17 protein-coding genes are annotated in these 21,624 nt (G+C 72.8%); 10 read left to right on the top strand and 7 right to left on the bottom strand.

Features of this window, described 5'->3' with window-relative positions:
- Positions 1 to 6: 6 nt before the first annotated feature.
- Both ACIPYQ_RS22090 and ACIPYQ_RS22085 read right to left on the bottom strand, forming a co-directional pair.
- Positions 7 to 906, bottom strand: a complete 900-nt coding sequence (locus ACIPYQ_RS22090) for an ion transporter (RefSeq protein WP_401253686.1) — start codon at positions 904 to 906, stop codon at positions 7 to 9.
- A 53-nt stretch (positions 907 to 959) separates the two neighbouring features.
- On the bottom strand, positions 960 to 3,245 hold the full coding sequence (locus tag ACIPYQ_RS22085; RefSeq protein WP_401253683.1) for an MMPL family transporter: 2,286 nt from the start codon (positions 3,243 to 3,245) through the stop codon (positions 960 to 962).
- Positions 3,246 to 3,409: 164 nt separating this feature from the next.
- On the opposite strand from ACIPYQ_RS22085, the gene ACIPYQ_RS22080 reads away from it, so the two are divergent.
- Positions 3,410 to 4,255, top strand: a complete 846-nt coding sequence (locus ACIPYQ_RS22080; protein ID WP_401253680.1) for a BTAD domain-containing putative transcriptional regulator — start codon at positions 3,410 to 3,412, stop codon at positions 4,253 to 4,255.
- Between the two features lie 7 nt (positions 4,256 to 4,262).
- Here the strand turns inward: ACIPYQ_RS22080 and ACIPYQ_RS22075 are convergent, their stop codons facing one another.
- The 3 genes from ACIPYQ_RS22075 to ACIPYQ_RS22065 form a co-directional block, all read right to left on the bottom strand.
- Positions 4,263 to 5,063, bottom strand: a complete 801-nt coding sequence (locus tag ACIPYQ_RS22075; protein WP_401253677.1) for a thioesterase II family protein — start codon at positions 5,061 to 5,063, stop codon at positions 4,263 to 4,265.
- Entirely contained in the window at positions 5,060 to 5,299 is a 240-nt protein-coding gene (locus ACIPYQ_RS22070; RefSeq protein ID WP_361754262.1) for a hypothetical protein, read from the bottom strand. Before ACIPYQ_RS22070 ends, ACIPYQ_RS22075 begins: the two co-directional genes overlap by 4 nt.
- 69 nt (positions 5,300 to 5,368) lie before the next feature.
- The gene (locus ACIPYQ_RS22065) at positions 5,369 to 6,928 is read right to left on the bottom strand and encodes an acyl-CoA carboxylase subunit beta (protein WP_401253674.1); all 1,560 of its coding nucleotides are present in this window, start codon (positions 6,926 to 6,928) and stop codon (positions 5,369 to 5,371) included.
- 270 nt (positions 6,929 to 7,198) lie between these two features.
- Between ACIPYQ_RS22065 and ACIPYQ_RS22060 the strand changes: the two genes are divergently transcribed.
- The 8 genes from ACIPYQ_RS22060 to ACIPYQ_RS22025 are packed head-to-tail and all read left to right on the top strand — an operon-like array spanning position 7,199 to position 18,193.
- Complete coding sequence (locus ACIPYQ_RS22060) at positions 7,199 to 9,010, top strand: fatty acyl-AMP ligase (protein ID WP_401253671.1); 1,812 nt, start codon at positions 7,199 to 7,201, stop codon at positions 9,008 to 9,010.
- Positions 9,004 to 10,761 (top strand): acyl-CoA dehydrogenase, encoded by a 1,758-nt coding sequence (locus tag ACIPYQ_RS22055; RefSeq protein WP_362233700.1) that lies wholly within the window; start codon positions 9,004 to 9,006, stop codon positions 10,759 to 10,761. The genes ACIPYQ_RS22060 and ACIPYQ_RS22055 overlap by 7 nt, the downstream gene beginning before the upstream one ends.
- Before the next feature lie 53 nt (positions 10,762 to 10,814).
- Positions 10,815 to 11,117, top strand: coding sequence for an acyl carrier protein (locus ACIPYQ_RS22050; protein ID WP_361754274.1), 303 nt, complete (start codon positions 10,815 to 10,817; stop codon positions 11,115 to 11,117).
- A complete protein-coding gene (locus ACIPYQ_RS22045) occupies positions 11,117 to 14,089 on the top strand; it encodes a type I polyketide synthase (RefSeq protein ID WP_401253667.1) in 2,973 nt (990 codons plus the stop codon). The genes ACIPYQ_RS22050 and ACIPYQ_RS22045 overlap by 1 nt, the downstream gene beginning before the upstream one ends.
- On the top strand, positions 14,086 to 15,126 hold the full coding sequence (locus ACIPYQ_RS22040) for a 3-oxoacyl-ACP synthase III family protein (protein WP_401253665.1): 1,041 nt from the start codon (positions 14,086 to 14,088) through the stop codon (positions 15,124 to 15,126). The genes ACIPYQ_RS22045 and ACIPYQ_RS22040 overlap by 4 nt, the downstream gene beginning before the upstream one ends.
- 7 nt (positions 15,127 to 15,133) lie before the next feature.
- Complete coding sequence (locus ACIPYQ_RS22035; RefSeq protein ID WP_401253663.1) at positions 15,134 to 17,059, top strand: HAD-IIIC family phosphatase; 1,926 nt, start codon at positions 15,134 to 15,136, stop codon at positions 17,057 to 17,059.
- Complete coding sequence (locus ACIPYQ_RS22030) at positions 17,046 to 17,282, top strand: phosphopantetheine-binding protein (RefSeq protein WP_401253660.1); 237 nt, start codon at positions 17,046 to 17,048, stop codon at positions 17,280 to 17,282. Before ACIPYQ_RS22035 ends, ACIPYQ_RS22030 begins: the two co-directional genes overlap by 14 nt.
- A complete protein-coding gene (locus ACIPYQ_RS22025) occupies positions 17,279 to 18,193 on the top strand; it encodes a 4'-phosphopantetheinyl transferase family protein (RefSeq protein ID WP_401253657.1) in 915 nt (304 codons plus the stop codon). Before ACIPYQ_RS22030 ends, ACIPYQ_RS22025 begins: the two co-directional genes overlap by 4 nt.
- Before the next feature lie 16 nt (positions 18,194 to 18,209).
- Here ACIPYQ_RS22025 and ACIPYQ_RS22020 read toward each other — a convergent pair whose 3' ends face one another.
- Together ACIPYQ_RS22020 and ACIPYQ_RS22015 are read right to left on the bottom strand one after the other, a co-directional pair.
- Positions 18,210 to 19,247, bottom strand: coding sequence for a LuxR C-terminal-related transcriptional regulator (locus ACIPYQ_RS22020; RefSeq protein WP_401253654.1), 1,038 nt, complete (start codon positions 19,245 to 19,247; stop codon positions 18,210 to 18,212).
- A 384-nt stretch (positions 19,248 to 19,631) separates the two neighbouring features.
- The gene (locus ACIPYQ_RS22015) at positions 19,632 to 20,360 is read right to left on the bottom strand and encodes a 4'-phosphopantetheinyl transferase (protein ID WP_401253651.1); all 729 of its coding nucleotides are present in this window, start codon (positions 20,358 to 20,360) and stop codon (positions 19,632 to 19,634) included.
- Positions 20,361 to 20,669: 309 nt separating this feature from the next.
- Between ACIPYQ_RS22015 and ACIPYQ_RS22010 the strand changes: the two genes are divergently transcribed.
- A complete protein-coding gene (locus ACIPYQ_RS22010; RefSeq protein ID WP_401253648.1) occupies positions 20,670 to 21,497 on the top strand; it encodes a metallophosphoesterase family protein in 828 nt (275 codons plus the stop codon).
- The last annotated feature ends 127 nt before the right edge of the window (positions 21,498 to 21,624 follow it).

Below are 21,624 nucleotides of genomic sequence, written 5' to 3'. Positions count from 1 at the left end.
GGCCGTTCAGGGCCCGCTGTGCGAGGCCTCCAGTCGGCGCGGCGGGCGGCCGTCCGCCGCGGGGAGGCTCGCCTCGATCTCGTCCAGGGCCCGGCGGGCCGTCGCGATGCGGTCCCGTACGTCGGCGTCGGCCGGCGGCGGCCCCGGCTGCTTCCGGTCGCGGTTGGCCGCGTCCTCGATCTCGCGCGCCTCGTCGAGGGAGTTGAGGACGACCCCGATGAGGACGTTCACCAGGACGAAGGAGGCGAGCAGCGCGTAGGAGGCGTAGTAGATGATGCTGAGCCGGGAGATCTGCAGCCCGGCCCGGACGGCGTCGGTCAGGCCGTCGAGGGTGGTCAGCAGGAAGAGCGTGAGCATGGCGCGGCCCACCGAGCCGTAGTGTCCGGGGTCGGACTCGGCGAAGCAGACCCAGCCGACCATGGCGTACACGTACAGCACCAGCGCGCCGACGAACAGGAAGCTGGCGGTGCCCGGCAGACTGCGGCCGACCGCGATCAGCAGGATCCGCAGGTGCGGCAGGAAACGGGCGGTGCGCAGCACGCGGGCCAGTCGCAGCAGCCGCAGCAGGGTGGTGTTCTCGCGGACGAGCGGGACGAAGGCGGAGGCCACGACCGCGAGGTCGAAGAGGTTCCACGGGTCGCGGAAGAATGCTTTCGGCCGGTCGGCGAAAGCGCCCATGCGCAGCAGCATCTCCACGCTGAACAGGGCCAGGCAGCAGTTCTCCGCGCCCTGCAGGACGAGCCGGTGCTCCGCGGCGAGCCCGCTGTACGTCTCCACCCCCATCAGCGCGGCGTTGAACAGGATCGCGCAGAAGACGACCATCCCGAAGGCGGGGGCCTCCGTGGCCACCCGGCACCGGGCCGCCAGTTTCATCCGACCACGTCCGGCCGGCTTCGGGTCAGTCATCGTGCTCCTCGTACTCTCGTCTGCGCGCCGCGGGCGAACGGCGGCCCACCTCTCTAACGCCCCACAGCCGATCGGGTTTCATCACTTTCCGCACGCCAACGCGCCGACTCGTGCGGGTTGTCCGCCGATCCGGTCTCGGAGAGGCCGAACCGGGCGTGGAAGGCGCGCAGGGGAGCCGGGGCCCACCAGTTGGCCCGGCCGGCCAGCCGCATGGCGACCGGGACGAGGACCGCCCTGATCAGCGTGGCGTCGACGAGGATCACCACGACCATGCCGATGCCGAGCATCTTGAGGAAGACGATCCCGGACGAGGCGTACGTGGCGAAGGAGGCGGCCAGGACCACCGCCGCCGAGGTGATCAGCGGACCGCCGCGCTCCAGGCCGACGGCGACCGCGCCGGGGCCGTCGCCGGTCCGCTCGTACTCCTCCTTGATCCGCGAGAGCATGAAGACCTCGTAGTCCATGGAGAGCCCGAAGGCGATGCAGAACATCAGGATGGGGATGCTGGGCTCGATGGAGCCGCTCGCCGTGAAGCCCAGCACGCCGGACAGGTGGCCCTCCTGGAAGATCCACACGAGGACTCCGGCCATCACCCCCGTGCTGAGGGCGTTGAGGAGCATCGCCTTCGCCGGGAGCAGCACGCTGCCGGTCATCAGGAACAGCACCAGGAAGGTGGCCAGCAGGACCAGGCCGAACACCAGCGGCAGGCGGTCGGTCAGTTCGGCCCGGAAGTCGCTCAGTTCGGCGGGATAGCCGCCGATCAGGGCGCCGGGGACGATCTTGCGGATCTCGGCGAGCAGCCGGTCGGCGTCCCGGTCGAGCCCGTCGTGGGTGGCGACCACCGAGTACCAGGTGTCCGGCCCGCCGCCCGCGAACCGGGTGGCGGAACCGTCCGGTCCGGAGATCTTCCGTCCCTGTGCGTACGAGCCGGTCAGGGCGTCGACCTGGTGGACCCCGGAGAGCCGGGACAGCCCGAGGGCCGTGGCCTCGACGGCCGTCCCGTCCGCCGTCGCGTTCCCCGCGCCGCCCGCAGGGCCGGGCCGCAGGACCTGGATCGCGTCCATCTCCTCCGCGGCGAAGCCCTCGCGGATCTGCTGCTGCACCACCCTGCTGGACACGCCCGCGGGCAGCACCCGTTCATCCGGTACGCCGAAGTCCAGCCCCAGCGCCGGCGAGGCGAGCCCCAGCAGCAGCGCCAGTGCCGGGATCCCGTACCGCAGCGGCCGGCGCATCATGCGCAGGGCCGTGCGGTGCCACCACCCCCGGCCGGGGCGGGCGCCGCCGGCCCGGCGGGCGACCCGGGGGCCCAGCCGGGCCAGCGCGGCGGGCAGGACCACCAGCGCCGCGAAGACCGAGGTGAAGACCGTGGAGACACCGGCGTACGCGAACGAGCGCAGGAAGGGGAACGGGAAGAGCAGCAGGGCGGAGAGCGAGAGGACCACGGTGAGGCCGCTGAACGCGACGGTGCGGCCGGCCCGGGCGACCGTGTGCTCGACGGCCTCGGCGACGGGGCGTCCGGCGTCCAGTTCCTCGCGGAACCGGCTGATGACGAACAGGCTGTAGTCGACCCCGAGTCCGACGCCCATCACCAGGGCCAGGTTCGCGGCGAAGGTGGACACGTCGGTGACGTAGGTGATCCCGCGCAGCAGCGCCAAGGTGGTGACCACCGAGAAGAGGCCCATGCCGAGGGTGAGGAAGGCGGCCGAGAAGCGGCGGTGGATGGCGAACAGCAGGAGCAGCACCAGCGGGAACACGATCAGTTCGGCCCGCAGGAAGTCCTTGCGGGCCTGCTCGGCCGCCTGCCGGAAGACCTCGTCGCCGCCGCCGACCCGTACCGACACGGTGGCGCCGTCCCGGCTGAACGCCGGTGAGATCCGCGCCATGGCGGTCCGGGCCTCGGTCACCGTGCCCGCCATCCGGGCGATGACGAGGGCCTGGCGGCCGTCGGCGGAGCGCATGGCGGGCGAGTCGCCCCGGGACCAGTAGGAGGCGACCTCGGCGACCCCGTCCCGGGCGGCCAGTTCCCGCTCCAGCGCCCGCCCTTCGGCCGCGACCGCGGCGTCGTCCACGGTGCCGTGCGCGGCCGTGACCATCAGCAGCATGCCGGGCGTGCCCGTCCCGAACCGCTCCTCCAGGAGGGCCCGGGTGCGCAGCGACTCGGATCCGGGACTCTCGAACCGGCTCAGGACGAGGCGGTCCATGGTGCCGGCGGCCAGCACCAGGCCGAGTACGGCCAGGGCGACACCGGTCCAGGTCAGGAGCCGGGAGCGGGCGGCGGTCAGCCGCCCCCACCGCTGGAGGGCGGGTGGGCGGTCCGCGGGACGGACGGCACGGGTCATCGTCGTTCTCCAGGAGCCACAGGGGGAGGGGGACCGCACCACCATGGCCGGGGGGTCTTCACCGGACGCTGGAACGATCGCTGACCACCCTGTGGACCGTGCCCGCACGAACCGGCCGGTAGTGCCTAGCCTCCGTACGAGGGTCCGGGCACGGGGGAGAATTCATGTCGGGTGTGCTGCTGCGCGAGCGCGGCTTCGAGGGCGAAGAGGCCGGCGCGGCCGCCGCGGACGGTGCGGGCGCCGCCTCGGGGACGGCCTTCCGGCTGCTGGGCCCGCTGCAGGTCCGCCGCGCGGGCCGGGTGCTGGATCCCGGTCCGCCCCGGCAGCAGGCCCTGCTGGCCGTGCTGTTGCTCAGGCCGCGCCTGGAGACCGGGGTGGACCAGCTCATCGAGTCCCTCTGGGGCGAGGAGCACCCGGCGTACGCGAAGAACCTGATCCAGAAGTACGCCTCCGGGCTCCGGGCCCTGGGGGTGAGGCTGGAGTGGTCCGGCAGCGGATACCGGCTGGACCTCGCGGGCGCGGACGTCGACCTCTACACCTACGAGCGGCTCGCGGCGGCCGGCATCGCCGCGGCGCGCGCGGGCGAACTCGCCGAGGCGGCGCGGCTGCTGGAGGAGGCCCGCACGATGTCCACGGGCCCGCTCGGCGAAGGGCTCGAAGGGCCCATGCTGGAACGCGAGCGCCTCTACCGCCAGGAGCGCTTCCTCGCCGACATGGAAGTGCGCGCCGAGCTGGAACTGGAGCTGGGACGCCACCGCAACGCGGTGCCCTACCTGCACTACGCCGTCCACAAGTACCCGCTGCGGGAACGCTTCCTGTGGCTCCTCATGCTCGCCCTCTACCGCTCGGACCGCGGCAACGAGGCACTGACGGTCTACGCCGCCCAGCGCAGCCGGGTCGTCGAGGAACTGGGAGCGGAGCCCGGCCCCGCCCTGCGCACGCTCCACGCCCGTCTGCTGCGCCAGGAACCGGAGCTGATGGTGATGTCCGTACTGCGCCGGGACGGCTGAGCACCGGCTACGCGAGCTCGCCGCGGATGAGGGCGATCACCTCGGCGACGTGCTCGTTGAGGTAGAAGTGGCCGCCGGGGAAGCGGCGCAGGGCGAAGGGGCCCACCGTGTGGTCGGCCCAGGCCGCGGCCTCCTCGGCGGTGACCTCGGGGTCGCTGTCCCCGGTGAGCACCGTGATCGGGGAGGTCAGGGCGGGACCCGGGCGGTAGCGGTAGGTCTCGGCGGCCTTGTAGTCGCCGCGGATAGCCGGGAGCACCGACCGCAGGAGCTCGTCATCGGCCAGGACCGATGCATCCGTGCCGTTCATCCCCTTGATCCTGGCGAGCAGTTGCTCGTCGGGGGCGAGGTGGACCAGCTGGTTCTCGCGCGGGCGCGAGGGCGCCCGGCGCCCCGAGGCGAACAGCGCCACCGGCACCGGATCGCCGGCCTCCTCCATCCGCCGGGCCACCTCGAAGGCCAGGGACGCGCCCAGGCTGTGCCCGAAGAGCGCCACCGGCCGGTCGCACCATGGCCGCAGCTCCGCGACGACCCGGTCCGCGAGCTCGTGCAGATCGTCGACGCACCGCTCGTGGCGGCGGTCCTGGCGGCCCGGATACTGCACGGCTAGCACGTCGGCGTCCGGGGACAGGGCCCGTGACACCGGGAAGTAGTAGCTGGCCGAGCCGCCCGCGTGCGGGAAGCAGAACAGCCGCACCGGGGCGTCCTCGGCGGGGTGGAACCGGCGCAGCCAGACGCTGTTCGCCGCCAGGGTCGAACGGGACAGGGGCGAACGGGTCGGGGTCGCGGGGGTCAGGGTCGTACGGGTCATCGTCGGTCGGTGTCCTTTCGGTGGGGGCCGGCCCGGTTCACGGCGGCGGTCCAGGCGCCCGGCGGACGCCAGCCGCGCGCGGGACCCCAGTCGGCCCGGGCCGGCGGCGCGGCCTCCGTGCCGCCGTCGCCCGGCTGCCGGGCGGCGGAGAGCAGCGCGAGGAGGACGGCGGCCAGTTCGGTGCCGTCGGGTGCGCCGCGCACGATCTTCACGTCTGGTTCGGCCCGCTCGGTCATCGGGCGGCTTCCTCGGTCGTCGGGTCGGGTCGGGTCGGTCGGAGTGGGGTGGGAGATGGGGGACGGGGGTCAGAACGGCGGGTTGCCGTGCTTGCGTTCGGGCAGCGGCACGTGCTTGGCGCGCAGCACTTCGAGCGCGTCCGCCAGCACCTGCCGGGTGACGGCCGGGTCGATGACGTCGTCGACGAGGCCGCGCTCGGCGGCGTAGTAGGGATGCATGAGTTCCTGCCGGTACTGCTTGACCCGCTGCGCGCGCGCCGCCTCCGGGTCGTCCGAGGCGGCGATCTCCCGGCGGAAGACGACGTTGGCCGCGCCCTCGGCGCCCATGACGGCGATCTCGTTGGTGGGCCACGCGAACGACAGGTCCGCGCCGATCGAGCGGGAGTCCATGACGATGTAGGCACCGCCGTACGCCTTGCGCAGGATCACCTGCACCCGGGGCACCGTGGCCGCGCAGTACGCGTACAGCAGTTTCGCTCCGTGCCGGATGACACCGCTGTGCTCCTGGTCGCTGCCCGGCAGGAAGCCCGGCACGTCCACCAGCGTCACCAGCGGGATGCTGAAGGCGTCGCAGGTCTGCACGAAGCGGGCCGCCTTCTCCGAGGCGTGGATGTCCAGCACCCCGGCGAGCGAGGCGGGCTGGTTGGCGACGATGCCCACCACGTGGCCGTCCAGCCGGGCCAGACCGCAGATGATGTTGGTCGCCCAGTGGGCGTGCACCTCGAAGAGATCGCCGTCGTCGATGATCTCCTCGATCACCGCGCGCATGTCGTACGAGCGCGCCGGGTCGGCCGGGACCAGCTCGGACAGCGCCTCGGTCCGGCGGTCGGCCGGGTCCCCGGCGGCCACGGCGGGCGGCATCTCACGGTTGTTGGAGGGCAGCAGCGACAGCAGGTGCCGCACTTCCTCCAGGCACTCCTCCTCGGTGTCGTAGAGGAAGGCGCTCGCGCCCGAGACGGAGGAGTGGACCTGCGCGCCGCCGAGATCGTTGTGGCTGATCCGCTCGCCGGTCACCGCCTGCACCACGTCGGGGCCGGTGATGTACATCTGCGCGATGTCGCGCACCATGAACACGTAGTCCGTCAGCGCGGGGGAGTACGCGGCCCCGCCGGCGCACGGCCCGAGCATCACGCTGATCTGCGGGATCACCCCGGAGGCCGCCACGTTGCGGCGGAAGATGCCGCCGTACCCGGCGAGCGCGGTGACCCCCTCCTGGATCCGGGCCCCCGCGCCGTCGCTGAGCGACACCAGCGGGGCGCCCGCCGCCAGCGCGAGGTCCATCACCTTGTGGATCTTCTGTGCGTGGGCCTCGCCCAGCGAGCCGCCGAAGATCCGGAAGTCGTGCGCGTACACGAACACCCGGCGGCCCCCGACCTTGCCCCAGCCGGTCACCACGCCGTCGGTGTGCGGTCTGCGGTCCTCCAGGCCGAAACCCGTGGCCCGGTGCCGGCGCAACTGCTCGATCTCACGGAAGGTGCCCGGATCGAAGAGCAGGTCGAGGCGCTCGCGCACGGTCAGCTTGCCGCGGGCGTGCTGCGCCTCGGAGGCGCTCGGGGACGGTCCCAGCTCGGCGGACTCCTTGATCGCTCCTAGTTCGGCCACTCGGACACCGACATCGGCAACTGTCATGCTCCACCCGTTTCCTCGGCCGTCGGGGCGCGCCGATGGCGGCCCTGGGCAGTGCCCGCCATTGAAGGCGGCCGGGGCGCGCGCGGAGAACACCGACCACCCCCCTGACCGGGATAGGGGTGCCGTCCGCGGGCCCCCGCGGGCGGCGGACCCACGCTCCGGGGCCCCGGCGCGGGCGGGCGCAAGCGCCCCTTAAGGAGGTACGCGCAGGATCCGGGGGAATCGAGGTCCGCCATTCCACGGGCCCGCTGACCCGAGGGGATGCCGCGGATGTCACCGTCACGCTTCGCCACCTTCACCGAACTCCTCCGGGTTCGGGCGGCTGAACTCGCCGACGAGGACGTGCACATCTTCCTGCGCGACACGGCCGGCGGAGTGCAAGCCGACCGCCTCACCTACGGCGAGCTGGACCGCGAGGGGAGACGCATCGCGTCCTGCCTCCGGGAACACGGGGCGACCGGGCAGCCGGTGCTGCTCGTCTACTCCTCCACCGTCGAGTTCCTCAAGGCGTTCGCCGGCTGCCTCTACGCCGGTGCCATCGCGGTCCCCGTGCCCATGCCGGGCGAGGCGGGCCGCGACAAGCGGCTCAACCGCACCACCGCCGTGCTCAAGGACACCGCCGTGAAGGTGGTCCTCACCGAGACGGACGCCGCCCCCGAGGTCGCGCTCTGGCTCGCCCGCAACGCCGGCCCCGACGCGGTGTGCGTGGTCAGCGACGTGCCCGGCATCGGCGACGCCGACGCCTTCCAGCCCTTCAGCGCCCGCCCGGACGACCTGGTGTTCCTCCAGTACACCTCGGGCTCCGTCTCCGAACCGCGCGGCGTGACCGTCTCGCACCGCAACCTCCTGGCCAACCAGGCCGCCCTGCAGAAGGTGCTGCGGACCACCCGCGAGGACGTCTTCGGAAGCTGGCTGCCCTACTTCCACGACATGGGACTGGTCGCCCACCTCCTGCACCCGGTCTGGCTCGGCAGCCACAGCGTCCAGGTCACCCCGCTGTCCTTCGTCAAGCGCCCGCTGCGCTGGCTCCAGGCCATCGACGAGTACGGCGTCACCGTGGGCGGCGGCCCCAACTTCTCCTACGACCTGTGCGTACGCCGCGTGAAGGACGAGCAGATCGCCGCGCTGGACCTGTCCCGCTGGCGGCTGGCCCTCAACGGCGCGGAACCCGTACGCCCCGAGAGCCTCGACGAGTTCGCCGAGCGGTTCGCCCCGGCCGGATTCCGCCCCGAGGCCCTCTACCCCTGCTACGGACTGGCCGAGGCGACCCTGGTCGTCTCCGGCGGGGTCCCCGGCACCCCGCACGTCAGCAGGGACTTCGACAAGACCGCCCTGCAGCGCGACCAGGTGCTCCGCGCCGGTTCCGGACAGGACGTCAAGACCCTGATCGGCTGCGGCACCCCCGTCGACGTGGAGGTCCGCATCGTCGACCCGCTGACCCACCGCGAACTGCCGGGCGGCGCCGTCGGCGAGATCTGGCTGCGCGGCTACAGCGTGGCCCGCGGCTACTGGCGGCGGCCCACCGAGACCGCGCACACCTTCCTCGCCAGCCTCAACGGCGAGGAGAGCAACTTCCTGCGCACCGGCGACCTGGGCATGCTCGAAGAGGGCGAACTGTTCGTCACCGGGCGGCTCAAGGAAGTCATCATCATCAACGGCCGCAACGTGTACCCGCAGGACATCGAGTGGGCCGCCCGGACCGTCAGCCCCGCGCTGACCTTCGGCGCCGGCGCCGCGTTCTCCGTGGACGCCGGCGGCGAGCAGCTCGTCCTCGTCCAGGAGGTGCGCGGGGCGGGCAGCGCCGAACTGCGCACCGTCGCACAGCGGATCCAGGCCCTGATCGGCAAGCAGTTCGAGATCCCGGCCGGCAACGTGCTGCTCGTACGCCCCGGCACCGTACGCCGCACCAGCAGCGGCAAGGTCCAGCGCACCCTGATGCGCAAGCTCTTCCTCGACGGGGTGATGCGCGGCGAGTACGAGGTGCTGACCCCGGACGTGTTCGCGCTGGCCCGCGCCGAGGACGTGCTGTTCGGGGAAGACCTGCTGCGGCCGGAAGGAGCCGACGGAGGAAGACGGTGGTGACGTCGCTCCTCGGCGACCAGGCGGTGGCCCAGCAGCGCGAGAAGTCCGTCCGGGCCCGGGTGGCCGAGCTGGAGGCGCTGTTCGGCGACCCCTCGGACCCGGCCAACCCGGTCGGCTACACCGCGCTGCTGGAGGCCGACCGGGCCGCGGTGCCCTTCGCCGCGGGCGAGGCGCTGCTCGACGGCTTCGGCATCACCGACGAGTTCATACCGCGCGCCCTGGGCGGGCGGCTCGACGGGATGGACACTCTGGTCAGGATCATGCGCCCGGTCTTCCGCCGGGACGTGGGCCTGGCCATGGGCCACGGCATGACCACCTTCATGGCGGCTTCCGACGTCTGGACCGCCGGGAGCTCCCGGCAGCGGCACTGGCTCGCCGGGCTGCTGCGCGACGGCGGCAAGGCGGCCATCGCGCAGCACGAGACCGCCCACAGCAACGACTACGTCCGCAGTCAGGTCACCGCCCGCCGCAGCGGCGACGGCTACCTGATCAGCGGCGGAAAGCCCATGGTCAACGACCTGGAACGGGCCGGCGCGCTGGTGCTGTTCTGCCGTACCGACCCCGCCCCCGGCAGCCGCAGCCACTCGGTGCTCCTGCTGGAGCCCGGGCAGCTGACGGACGCACGGGCGGCCGTGACGGCGCGCCGGACCCCGGTCGGGCTGCGCGGCTGCAGGTTCGCCGGGGTCGAGTTCGACGACTGCCCGGTGCCCCGGTCCGCCCTGCTGGGCCCGGAGGGCAGCGGGATCACCACCGCCCTGCGCTCGTTCCAGATCAGCCGGACCGTGATCGCCGCGACGGCCGTCGCGGCCCTCGACACCAGCCTGCGCACCGCCGTCCGCTTCGACCGGGAGCGCTCCGGCGGCTGGCAGGCGGGCGGACGCGGGGACGGCGGCCGCACGGGCGCCGCGCTCACCAACGCCTTCGTCAACCTGCTGCTGTACGACGCCCTCGCCGTGGTCGCCACCCGGGCCCTGCACCTGCTGCCCGCCGAGACGAGCGTCTACTCGGCGGCGCTCAAGTACCTGCTGCCCCGCGTCCTCACCGAGACCATGTACGACCTGTCCATCGTGCTGGGCTCCGGCTTCTACACGCGCGAGGGCACGCTCGGCATCTTCCAGAAGCACGTCAGGGACGTACCGGTGCTCAGCCTCGGCCACGCCGGGACCGTCGCCTGCCAGGCCACCGTCATCCCGCAGATGCCACGGCTGGCGCGGGCCTCCTGGTTCGTCGAGGACGAGGCGCCCGCCGGGCTGTTCCGGCTGCAGGGCGACCTGCCGCCGCTGCGGACCGACCGGCTCAGCCTCGCGTGCGGCCGGGACTCGCTCAGCGCGACCATGCTCGCCGTCAGCGCGGGCATCGACGGCACCGGCCCCGTCGAGAGCGCCCTGCGCACGCTCGCCGGGCAGCTCGTCGAGGAGTTCCGCGACGTCCGGGCCCGGGTGCTGCGGCTGGAGGCGGCCGGTGCGGCGGCCACCGCGCAGCCCGCGAAGTTCGCCCTCATGGACCGGTACGCGCTGCTGCTGGCCGCGGCCGCCGTACTGGGCCTGTGGGACCAGGGCCGCTACGGGCCCGACCCCTTCCTCGCCGACCCGTCCTGGGCCGCCGCCGCGCTGCACCGCATCGCCCGGCGGCTGGGCACGCGCGTCGCCGACCTGCCGGCGGAGTGCGAGACCCGGATCCGGCACGAGGTCCAGCTCCGTTTCAGCACCCAGATCAGCTACGACCTCTACTCCACGCCCATCCCCGGCTGACCGGTTTCCCCCGGCCGCCGGTGGATGCCCGTACGCACTGAAGGAGTCCCACGATGACCGTTCCCACCGCTCGGCCCGCCGCGGCCATCGACGGCGTGCTGCCCCACGAGTGGCTGTACGCCCGGCTCTCGCTCTACCTGCGGCGCGCACCCGAGACCATCGACCCGAGCGTGCCGCTCGCCGAGTACGGCATGGACTCGGTGGCGGCCCTGAGCCTGTGCGGCGACCTGGAGGACGAGTTCGGCCTCGAGGTGGAGCCCACCCTGCTCTGGGACCACCCGACCGTGACCAGCCTGGTCGACTACCTGTCGACGGTGCTCCCGGCGGCCTCCCCGGACGCGCAGGGCCGGCACTGATGGGGGACATCGCCGTCGTCGGGATCGACTGCGCGTTCCCCGGGGCGGCCGGCGTGCAGGCGTACTGGGACCTGCTGATGCGCGGCGGGGACGGGATCGGCCCCGTCCCCGCGCAGCGCTGGGAAGCCCGGGACTTCCCCGCCGTCAGCGGCAGCGGCGGTTTCATCGACGACGCCGATGTCTTCGACAGCGACTTCTTCTCCGTCACCCCGCGCGAGGCCGCCGCCATGGATCCGCACCACCGGCTGCTGCTGCCCTGCGCATGGCGGGCCCTGGAGGACTCCGGCCGGGCCCCCGGCGACCTCGCGGGCACCGAGACCGGGGTGTTCATCGGTGTGATGGGCGGCGAATGGGGCCGCCTCACCATGAGCGACCTCGCCCGCGTCACCCCGCTCCTCGGCGCCGGCAGCAGCGCCGGCATGGCCGCCAACCGGATCTCCTACCACTTCAACTTCACCGGACCTAGCCTGGCCGTGGACACGGCCTGCTCGTCCTCGCTCGTCGCCGTCCACCTCGCCGCGGGCTCCCTGCTGACCGGGGAGTGCGACACCGCCCTGGCCGGCGGCGTCAACGTCGTGCTCTCGCCGTCCCTGGGCATGGTCTACGGCCAGCTCGGCCTGGCCGCCTCCGACGGACGCTGCAAGCCCTTCAGCGCCGACGCCGACGGCATCGGGCGCAGCGACGGCGTGGGCCTGGTGGTGCTGCGCCGCCTCGACGACGCGCTCGCCGACGGACAGCGGATCTACGCCGTCCTGCGCGGCAGCGCCGTCAACCAGGACGGTCGCAGCAACGGGGTGATCGCCCCCAACCGCTGGTCCCAGCAGCGGGTGCTGAACTCCGCGTACCGGCGCGCCGGGGTCACCCCCGACCGGGTCGCCTTCGTGGAGGCGCACGGCACCGGGACCGTGCTCGGCGACGCCATCGAGTGCGCGGCGCTCGGCGCGGTGCACGGGATCCCGCGCGAGACCCCCTGCGCGGTCGGCTCCGTCAAGGGCAACCTGGGCCACACCGAGGGCGCGGCGGGCATCGCCGGCCTCATCAAGACCGTGCTGGCCCTGCACCACCGGATCGTCCCCGCCAGCCTCTACGCCGACCGCGAGAACCCGCAGCTGCGGCTCGGCGAACGCGGCATGCGGCTGCTGAAGTCCCCGATGCGGCTGCCCCGCGGGGAGAGCCTCGCCGGGGTCAGCAGCTTCGGCATGGGCGGGACGAACGCCCACGCCGTCCTGGGCTCGGCGCCCCGGATCCCGGTCGCCGCGGGAGCCCGTACGGGCGCGGCACGCGACGCCGTCGGCGTCTTCACCGTCAGCGGCGACACCCCCGAGGCGCTGCGCCGCAACCTCGCCGCCCAGGCCGACGCGGTCGCCAGGCGGCCGCGCGGCGGGGCGGCGGCCCTGTGCCGGAGCAGCAACCGGATCAAGACCGGCCTGCCGTACCGGTTCGCGGCCCCCGTGCGCGACACCGACGAGCTCGTGGCCGAACTGCGCCGCGCGGCGGCCCCCCAGGACGCGGCCGGGAGCGGCGGACGCCCGTGGGGCAGGCCGGTCGTGGCCTTCCTCTTCACCGGCCAGGGCAGCGAGTACCCCGGCATGACGGCCGGGCTCCACCGCGACTCCCCGGCCTACCGGCGCCATCTCGCGGAGGCCGACGAGGCGCTCGCCGCACACCTCGGCACGTCGGTGCGCGAGCTGATCCTCAGCGGCGACGAACGGGTGCACCGGCCCGAGTTCGCGCAGCCCGCGCTGTTCGCCGTCGGCTACGCGCTGGCCCGTACGCTCACCTCGCTCGGGATCACCCCGGCGGCCGTCCTCGGCCACAGCCTGGGCGAGTACGCCGCCGCCGTGACCGCCGGGGCCCTCTCGCTCGACGAAGCCGCCCGCCTGGTCGTCCGGCGGGGCGCGCTGATGGGCGAACTGCCCGCCGACGGCGGCATGATCGCCGCAGCCACCGGCCCCGACGAGCTCGCGGAACTCCTGGCGGGGGAGCCGGGCACGGTCGTGGCGGCGCTCAACGGCCCAGCGGACACCGTGCTGTCCGGACCGCTGGAGGCACTGGAACGGATCGGGCGCGAGCTCACGGGCCGCGGCGTACGGGTCAAGCGGCTGCCGGTCTCCCACGCCTTCCACTCGCCCCTGATGGCCCCGGCCGCCGCGGGCCTGCGCACCGAGCCGGTGCGCTGCGGGCCGCCCACCGTGCCGGTGGCCTCGACCCGGCACGGCCGGATGCTGCGCCACGACCTCATGGACGCCGGCTACTGGGCCGACCAGATCGAGGAGCCCGTGCTCATGGACACCGCGCTCGGCGCGCTCGTCGCCGACGTCGCCCCCACCCACCTGATCGAGATCGGCCCGCGCGGCACGCTCCTGCAGATCGCCGCCCGGGGCGGGCGCGCGGCGGCGGCGGAGTTCCTGCACCCGGCCCCGGGCGCCGAAGCCACGGGGAAGGAGCTCGCGGCGACCGTCGCCGCCCTGTACCGCGGCGGGCTGGACCCGCTCTGGGAGGAGCTGTACGCGCCGGAGCACCGGGTCGTCGAAGCGCTGAGCCCGTACGTGTTCTCGTCGGCGCAGCGCCACTGGGACCGGCAGGCGTTCGTGCACTCGGCCCAGCCCCAGCCCCAGCCCGCCCCGCCTCAGGCCGCAGGGCCCGTCGCCGTCCCGGCGGTCACCGACCCGCCGGTCGCCGAGCCCCCAGGGGCCGGGACCGGGGCCCACTCTGACGACCCGGTGCTGCTCGCGGTCGTCCAGGCCGTCACCGAGGTCGGCGGCTATCCCCCGGAACGCGTCGTGCGCGAGGCCCGCTTCTACGAGGACCTCGGCTTCGACTCGGTGATGATCATGCAGCTCAAGAACCAGGTGGAGGCCAGGCTGCCGCGGGTCGGCGAGGTCTCCGTGCAGCAGATGCTGCCCGCCCTGCGCTCGGTCGGCTCGCTGGCCGCCTTCCTCGACGACATGCTCCTGGCGAGGTCGGCATGACGCGGGCCGCGCACGCGGCGGACCGCGCCGCGGTGTACCTCGCGGGGACCGGTACGGCGCTGCCCGGCGCCCCGGTGGACAACACCGCGCTCGGCGCGCTGCTGGGCGTGAGCGAGGAGTGGATCGACATCTTCGTCGGCACCAGGACCCGGCACTTCGGCTGGGACCCGGTCACCGGAGAGGTCCGCGGCTCCCTCGCCGACCTGTGCGCCGAGGCCGGCGCCCAGGCCATGGGCGCCGCGGGACTCGGCCCCGCCGACATCGAGTTCGTGGTCCTCGCGACCGCCACCCCCGACCTGCTGCTGCCGACCACCGCGACCGAGGTCGCCGACCGGCTGGGCCTCGACCACCTGCCCGTCTACCAGATCCAGGCGGGCTGCTCCGGCGCAGTCCAGGCCCTCGACCTGGGCCGCACCCTGATCCTCGGCGGCCGCCGGGCCGGCCTGATCCTCGGCGGGGACGTCACGCACCGGTTCCTGTCGCCGCGGCGGGACGCCGCCCGGATGCCCACCGAGGAACTGGTCAACTACGTCCTCTTCGGGGACGGGGCCGGCGCCGCGGTCCTCACGGACGAGCCCGAGGGCGAGCGGGTCGCCGTACGAGCGGTGCTGAACTCCTGGACCGGGCAGGGCCGTCCGCCCGGCCAGCTCCTGGACTGGTACGGAACCACCGACCGCGACTCGGAGCGGCGGATGCTGGCCGAGGACTACAAGGCGATCGAGGAGCACGTGCCGAAGATCTCCGTGGAGATCCTCTGGGAACTGCTCGGGGGCCTCGGGTGGAGCCTCGACGACATCGGCTTCCTGCTGCCGCCCCAGCTGTCCGAGCGGATGACCGCACGCATCGTGGAGCGGCTGCCGGCCGGCCCCGCGCGGGAGGTCTCCTGCGTGTCCGAGACCGGCAACACGGGCAACGCCCTGCCCTTCCTGCAACTGGAGCGTCTGCTCCCGCAGTTCGCCGCCGGCGACCGGGCACTGGCCCTGTGCGTGGAGTCCAGCAGGTGGATCCGGGCCGGGTTCGCCCTGGAGAAGGTGTGAGGCGTCGATGACGACGGGACTGGACCGACTGCGCGAACTGCGCGCACAGGGTCTGCTGGAGAAGGCGTACGACGAGGTACCCGGACTGCTCGCGCAGGAGGGCGGGCCGGACGGCCCCGGATCCGGGGCCGGGACGGCCGGAGGAGCGGTGTCCGCGGCCGCGGCCGGCCGGCTGCTCGGCGGGCTCGACGCCGACGCCGTACTGGCCCACCACCCGCGGACCCCCGTCGTGACGGTGGCCGTCACCGGCCAGTCCACCGTCGGCCACGTCGTCGACCCGCTCCGGGGCGAACTGGCCCGGCACGGCCTGCTGTTGAGGCCGGTGCTCGGCGAACACGGCACCTACCTGCGCGACCTGACCGACCCCGGAAGCGAGCTGTGGACGGCCCGGCCGGACCTCACCCTGTGCCTGCTGGACGCCGAGACCGTCTTCGCGGAGGTTCCCGCGGTGTGGCGGCCCGAGGACGTGGAACGTGCGGCCGAGGAGGTCCTCGGCCGGTGCGCCGCGCTGGCCGGGGCGGCTCCGGGGACCCTGGTGTTCAACACCCTTCCGCTGCCGCGCGGTTACAGCCACCAGCTGATCGACCACCGCTCCCGGGCCCTCCTGGGCGCCGTGTGGCGGGAGTTCAACGCCCGCCTGCTGCGGCTCGCCGCGTCCGCCGCCCGGCTCGTGGTGATCGACCTGGAACCGCTGGTCGGCGAGGGCGGGCCGGTCACCGACCCGCGGCTGGCCCGCCACGCCAAGGTCCAGCTCGGAGCGGAACTCCTCGCCGCCTACGCCCGCGAGGTCGGCCACCTGGCCCGCGCGCTGGCCGGCCGGGTCCGCAAGTGCCTCGTGCTCGACCTCGACAACACCCTGTGGGACGGGGTGCTCGGCGAGGAGGGGCCCGAGGGCATCGCGGCGGCCGGCACCCTGCGCGGGGAGGCCTTCGGGGCCTTCCAGAAGTGCGTCAAACAGCTCGGCTCCCAGGGCGTGCTCCTCGCGGTCAGCAGCAAGAACGACGAGGGTCCGGTCCTCGGGGCGCTGAAAACCCACCCCGATCTGGTGCTGCGCGAGGCCGACTTCGTACGGATCAACGCCAACTGGGAGCCCAAGGACGCCAATCTGGCCGACATCGCGCAGGCACTGGACCTCGGAGCCGACGCCCTCGTCTTCGCCGACGACTCACCGGCCGAGCGCGCGCAGGTGCGGCACGGGGCGCCCGACGTGGCCGTCGTGGCCCTCGACGGGGAACCCGCGCTGCACGTGACCCGGCTGCTGGCCGACGGCTGGTTCGACACCCTGCGGCTGACCGACGAGGACCGGGCCAGGACCGGCGACTACCACCGGCAGCGCGAGCGCCGGGCGCTGCAGGCGGGTTCGGGATCCCACGAGGAGTTCCTGCGGGCCTTGGAGGTGCGGGTCGGGCTCGGCCCGCCCCGCCCCCACGAGTTCGCCCGGATGTCCCAGCTGACCCTGCGCACGAATCAGTTCAACCTGGCCGGCGGGGGCCACACCGAGTCCGAACTGGCCGCCCTGGCCGCCGACCCCGCACGCCTGCTGCTCGCCGCCCGCAGTGCGGACCGGTTCGGCGACAACGGCCTGGTCGGCGCGGTGCTCGGAACCGTCACGGAGGGGGTCCTGCTGCTGGACAACATGTGGCTCAGCTGCCGGGTGCTCGCCCGCGGCGTCGAACAGGCCTGCCTCGCGGTGCTGTTGGAGCAGGCCCGCGCCCTCGGACTGACCGGGGTGACCGCCCGGTACGTCCCCACCCCGCGCAACCACCGCGCCCGCGACTTCTACCCGTCCTGCGGATTCACGCGGGCGGATGCCGGCGGGCCGGCGGACGCGGCGGTGGAGTTCCACCACGACCTGGCGCGGGTGCCGGAAGTCCCGGCGCACGTGCGCATCACCGAAACCCCAGGGGGAAGACGGACGGATGAGCCTCGATAGCCTCGACGTGTTCCTGCGGACGGTCCGTGACGACCTCGGCCTGGACATCGCGATTCCCGAAGGCGCGGACACCGCACTGGCGGACCTGCCCGGCTGGGACTCGCTGAACCTGCTTCGCCTGGTGGCGCTCCTGGAGGAGTCGGGCCACCGGGTACCGGTACACCGTCTGCTGGAGGCGCACCGCCTCCGGGAGATCCACACCCTCGTGAAGGAGTACGGATGACTGCCCCGGGCAGCCCCTCGCTCGGCCCACCGCTCGGTGAGCCCGTCGCCGTGGTCCCGGGAGGCGACTCGTGGGACCGGGTCAGGGACGACCTCGCCGCCCACGGGACGGCGCTCGTCTACGCATGGCTGAGGGACCTGGAGCCGCGCGTGCCGTCCGGGGACGGGCTGCGCGAGCTGCTCGGCCGGGACTGGACGCGCTACCTCGACCTGACGCACGCGGACGTACGCGACCGCTACATCGCCTCCCGGATGCTCCTGAAGTACGCGGCGGGCGCGGTGCTCGACAGCGATCCCGCGGACCTGGAACTGGCCTACGGGCCGACCGGCCGCCCGTACCTGCGCGGCTGCGACCAGATCGACATCAGCCTCAGCCACACCGAGGACCTGCTGCTCGTCGGACTGACGACCACCGGCCTGATCGGGGTGGACGCGGAACGGGCCGACCGCGAGATGCACGGGGGCGGACTGGGCCGGCACATCTGCACGCCGTACGAGTCGGTGCTGCTGTCCGGGATGCCGGTGGCGGAGCGCAACGACGCGCTGGTGCGGCTGTGGACCCTCAAGGAGGCCTACAGCAAGGCCATCGGCCAGGGCATGCAGTTCCGGTTCACGGAGTTCGGTTTCGGTCCGGACGGCAGGGCCGTGCGGGTCCAGCGGCCCGACGGGACCGCCGGGACCGGGGACGAGTGGATCTTCCGTACGTTCCCGGTCGCCGACGGCTACGTCGTCAGTGCCGCGGTGTACGACGCGGGCTTCGGCCGGCTCCAGGACGCCCACGTCACCACGATGCTCGACCAGGACTGCGCGGACGCGATCACGGAGGCGCTGGACGAGACCGCGTACGAGGAGGCGGTGTACGGCGGGATCGCGTACGACGGGACGGTGTACGGCGAGGGCGCCGGCCGCTGAGTGCACATCGCCGGGATCACGACAAGGAGGGCACCGTTCCCCCGGAGAGCATCTCCTGCCGGGCGGCGTTGTAGCCGGCCTGGAAGCGGCTGGTGGCCTCCAGCTCCTCGGTGATCTCGGCGATGTGGCGGCGGCAGGTCCGCACGGACATGCCGAGCCGGCGCGCGACCATCTCGTCCTTGTACCCCTTGGTCATCAGCCGGATGATCGACCACTTGAGCTCGTCCGAGGAAGCCGGGGAGCGCTGGGACTCGACGACGTACGGCGACGCACCGTCCCACAGGTACTCGAAGACGGAGCACAGGAACGCCACGAGCGTGGGCTCGCGGACGATCGCCGCACCGGGGGTGCTGCCGCCACGGGTGCGCTCCGGCAGGAAGACGACCTCCCGGTCGTAGATGATCAGCCGGTCGATGACTTCGTCCGCGGTCCGGATCTCCGCGCCCTGTTCGCTGACCTCGCGGACGTAGGAGCGGGTGGGCAGGTCATTGCGGGCGGTGTGCTGATAGATCGTCCGGATCCGGACGCCGCGGGAGAGGGTGGACAGGGCCGAGTCCCTGGCCTCCGCGAGCAGATCCGCCGGCCGTGCGCCACCGGGCTGGACGGTGAGCAGCTCGCTCTTGCAGTTCTGGCTCAGGTGGTCGAGCATCGCCTGGATCCGGGAGACGTCGGTGATGACGTCGAAGGCCTCCAGCCGGTTGCGCAGGCGGCGCCCCTCGAAGTACAGGGGTGTCAGGGACAGCAGCTTGGCCCGGACGTCGGTGACCGCCTGCTGCAGGTCGCGTATGTGCCGTTCGGCGGGTCCCACCAGGGATGCGGCTGCGACGTCCGGGGTGACGGGGGTCAGCTCTTCGGGGTTTCCCGGCATTGACTGCAACAGGCGGACTCCGCGGAGCACCTGCTCCACCCGGGTGATCTCCTCGGGCGTCAGCGACAGTTGTTCGGCAATCTGCTCACGGGCGAAGCGGCCGCGCTCTACCGCCAGACCGTACGCGGTGGCGCTGATGTCGTCCAGCTCGGCGAACCCTGAATCCGAGCCCTCCCCAGTAAACATGCCAGCCCCCGCTGATCGGTGTAATTGCTGCCACGTAACTTTACGCCAACGTCCCGCCCTTGGCGTGGCTGATCGAGATCAAGCAGTCTGTTCGCATCGCCCGGAGCCAGCGAGACGTAAGGGTCCGGAGGTACGGGTGGAGTGGATCTCGATCTTCGACTGGGGGAAGTCGTGAGGACAGTTTCCGTTAAGGTATCTTCGATTTGCTTGACTGTTGTGACGAGTGTGGTATTAGCGGTGGGAGTTCAGGCCATGGCGGGCCCGGTGGTGTCGAACGCGGCCCCCGAGTCCGTGATCGCCGTCCAGCTCGATGGGGACACCCCGGAGGTGGGTGTCGTACCGGACGACGACCGATGGGGCTGACCGGCACCCACCGCTGACGGTTCAGAAGGCGCTCCCCGCACGGCAGATGCGGGGAGCGCTTCTCCGTACCGGAGCGCCCACGGCGGCGAGCCGGGCAGCCGGCACCGCTATGGCACTCAGCAGTACGCCGTTCTCCGCCGACCAGCGGCCGCTGAACGCGGTCGGCCCGGCCGGGGAGAGTGTGGAGGGATCCGGCAGGAGCCGGGCGTGGAAGGTCTCCTGCACCGGATCGACGCCCACCAGGGCGTCGGTGAAGTCGAGTTCCTGCCCCGTGAGCGGGAACCAGGTCTTGTAGACGGCCTCCTTGATGCTGAAGAGCAGCCGGTCCCACGCCACCTCGGGCACCGCCCGCCCCAGCTCCCGTACGAGACGGAGCTCCTCGGGCAGTGCGATCGAGTCGAGCACTCCTTCCGGCATGGGGGCGTTGGGCTCCGCGTCGACTCCCACGGAGGCGAACTCGGCGCTGCGGGCGAGTGCCACGCCCCGGAAACCGGCGCAGTGGGTCATGGATCCCACGACCGAAGGCGCCCACTGCGGGACACCGCGCCGGCCCGGCACCACGGGAGCGGGGGGCAGGCCCAGCTTTCCCATGGCGCGACGGGCGCACCACCTGACGGTGCCGAACTCCAGCCGCCGCTTGGGTACGGCATTGCGGATCAGGTGCTCTTCCTCGGGGTAGAGGAAGACGTCGGCAGGGTCGGTGGTGGCTTCGGCGGTCGCGACGTTCGCGGGCAGGAGCTTTGTGAGCACGGCATTCCCTCGGGTCGCTGTTTCGGTCTGACAGCTCCCACACTCACGCCGTCGCCCCGCCTCGACCAGCAACGAAGTCCCAGGTCAACCGGACTGACCCGGAGTAACCCCGGTTCTCTCCCAGGCTGCTGCCATCCACCGGTCCGTCCATGCGTAGCCTGCGGGCAGACTGGCAGCCGGCCGCGCGGCATTGTCATCTCCCTGCCATGCGGCCGAACAGGGGTTCGTTCTCGTCAATTGAGGGGTAGGGAAGGGGTGTTCATGCCGCAGTCGGTCGTCCACACTCGCGGAATGCCGCACGGAAACCTCATGGGTATCAGCGACCTCCATGTCGGATTCCCGGAGAACCGCCGGATCGTCGAGGAGCTCCGTCCCGACAGTCCCGCCGACTGGCTCCTCGTGGCCGGCGACGTGAGCGAGTCGCTCGACGACCTCCGATGGGTCCTCGACCTGCTCACCCGGCGCTACGCCACCGTGGTGTGGGCGCCCGGGAACCACGAACTGTGGACCGTGCGGGACGATCCGCACCCCCTGCGCGGGGAGGCGCGCTACCGGCGGCTGGTCGAGATCTGCCGCTCCTTCGGCGTGCACACGCCCGAGGACCCCTACCCCGTCTGGTCGGGGCCGGGCGGCCCGCTCATCGTGGCCCCCCTCTTCCTGCTGTACGACTACACCTTCCGCACGCCCACCGCCGCCACCAAGGAAGAGGCGCTTGAACAGGCGTACGAGGCCGGAGTGGTGTGCTCGGACGAGTTCATGCTGCACCCCGACCCCTACGCCTCCCGGGAGGCCTGGTGCCGGGCCCGGGTCGCCGCCACCGAACAGCGGCTGGCCGCCTGCGACCCCGACCTGCGCACCGTGCTCGTCAACCACTTCCCGCTCGTGCGCACCCCCACCCGGATCCTGCGGCACCCGGAGTTCGCCCAGTGGTGCGGCACCGAGCTCACCGCCGACTGGCACACCCGGTTCCGGGCCGCCGCGGTCGTCTACGGGCATCTGCACATCCCGCGCACCACGTGGTACGACGGCGTGCGCTTCGAGGAGGTGTCCGTCGGCTATCCGCGCGAGTGGCAGACTCCCGGCCACCCGCGGGACACCCCGCGCCGGATCTTCCCCGCCACCGGCCCCGGGAATTGATGCCTGGCAACTTCCGGACAGTGTGGGCGGTGCCATCCCCGCCTAGACTGCTCGTGAATTCTTGCTCGCTCCACGCTCGAACATCCCTTTTCCGTTCTCGTGCTTTCCCGGCGAAGAAGCGGAACCG

Source organism: Streptomyces sp. NPDC090045, from assembly GCF_044747975.1.
Classification (GTDB): Bacteria; Actinomycetota; Actinomycetes; order Streptomycetales; family Streptomycetaceae; genus Streptomyces.
Note: the sequence above shows the minus strand (reverse complement) of the source record. Positions and strands in the feature narration are given on the sequence as shown.